Source organism: Kineococcus indalonis (assembly GCF_009906395.1).
Lineage (GTDB): Bacteria > Actinomycetota > Actinomycetes > Actinomycetales > Kineococcaceae > Kineococcus > Kineococcus indalonis.
Window position 1 is genome coordinate 1 of the sequence record NZ_JAAALM010000710.1, and the last position, 1,564, is coordinate 1,564.

Annotated in this window: 2 protein-coding genes; both read left to right on the plus strand. The window is 79.5% G+C overall.

All coding sequences use genetic code 11. The features are described 5' to 3' along the window. Positions 1-686 (plus strand): molybdate ABC transporter substrate-binding protein (modA, locus tag GTR00_RS20500; RefSeq protein WP_166613374.1); only part of this gene is annotated, 686 nt, incomplete at its 5' end. A gap of 46 nt (positions 687-732) precedes the next feature. Continuing rightward, positions 733-1,564, plus strand: an 832-nt coding sequence (locus GTR00_RS20505; RefSeq protein WP_166613375.1) for an ABC transporter permease, incomplete at its 3' end; no start/stop codon positions are given.

Sequence of the window (1,564 nt, forward strand, 5' to 3'; positions counted from 1 at the left end):
GCGCGGCGCGCACCCTGACCGTCTTCGCCGCCGCCTCCCTGCGCGCCACCTTCACCGAGCTCGGCGGCAGCTTCGAGCGCGCCCACCCCGGCGTCACCGTGGCGTTCAGCTTCGCCGGCTCCGCCGACCTGGCCTCGCAGGTCCTCGAGGGCGCCCCCGCCGACGTCCTGGCCGCCGCCGACGGCGCCACGATGGCGCGCGTGCGCGACGCCGGGCTCACCGACGGCGAGCCCGTCCCCTTCGCCGCGAACGTCCTGCAGATCGCCACCCCGCCCGGCGACCCCGCCGGCATCACCGGCCTGGCCGACCTCGCCCGCCCCGGCGTCGACGTCGTCGTGTGCGCCCCGCAGGTGCCCTGCGGGGCGGCCGCGCGGGCCGTGCAGCGCTCCAGCGGCGTGACCCTGTCGCCCGTCAGCGAGGAGTCCTCCGTCACCGACGTCCTGGCCAAGGTCGCCTCCGGCGAGGCCGACGCCGGCCTGGTGTACGTCACCGACGTGCGCGCCGCCGGCGGCGCCGTCAGCGGCGTGGCCCTGCCCGAGGCGGCGGACGCGGTGAACACCTACCCGATCGCCGCCCTGCGCGACGCCGCCGACGCCGAGCTGGCCCGCGCGTTCACCGCGCACGTCACCGGCCCCGACGGGCGCGCCGTGCTGGGCGCGGCGGGCTTCGGGGCGCCCGCGCCGTGACCTCCGCGGTGACGTGCGCGGCGGCGCGCGCGGGGGCGGGGCGGTGCTGACGGCGCGGCGGCCCCGGGCCGGCGCGGCCGAGGGCAGCGCGCTGCCGCGCTGGGTGCTGCTCCCGGCGGCGCTGGGGGCGCTGCTGGTGCTCGTGCCGCTGCTGGCGGTCGTGGCCCGCGTGGACTGGCCGCGCTTCGGCGCGCTGGTCACCTCGCCCTCCTCGGTGGCCGCGCTGCGCCTGAGCCTGGGCACCGCCGCCACCAGCACCGCCTGCTGCGTGCTGCTGGGCGTGCCGCTGGCGCTGGTGCTCGCGCGAGCCCGGTTCCCCGGCCTGCGCCTGCTGCGCTCGCTGGTGCTGGTGCCGCTGGTGCTGCCGCCCGTGGTGGGCGGGCTGGCGCTGCTGTACGCGCTGGGCCGCAACGGCCTGCTCGGCCCGGCGCTGCAGGTGCTGGGGGTGCGGGTGGCGTTCAGCACCGCCGCGGTGGTGCTGGCGCAGACGTTCGTGTCGCTGCCGTTCCTCGTGCTCAGCGTCGAGGGCGCGCTGCGCACCGCCGGGCAGCGCTACGAGCGCGTGGCCGCCACCCTGGGCGCGCGCCCGGGGCGGGTGCTGCTGCGCGTGACGCTGCCGCTGGTGGGGCCGGGCCTGGTCTCCGGCGCCGTGCTGGCCTTCGCCCGCTCCCTGGGCGAGTTCGGCGCCACCCTGACCTTCGCCGGCAGCCTGCAGGGCGTCACCCGCACCCTGCCGCTGGAGATCTACCTGCAGCGCGAGGGCGACCCGGACGCCGCGGTGGCCCTGTCGCTGCTGCTGGTGGCCGTCAGCGTCCTGGTCGTCGTGGGGGTGCGCGGCGCGTGCCGCACCGACACCCGCAGCCCGGCCCCCTCCGGCC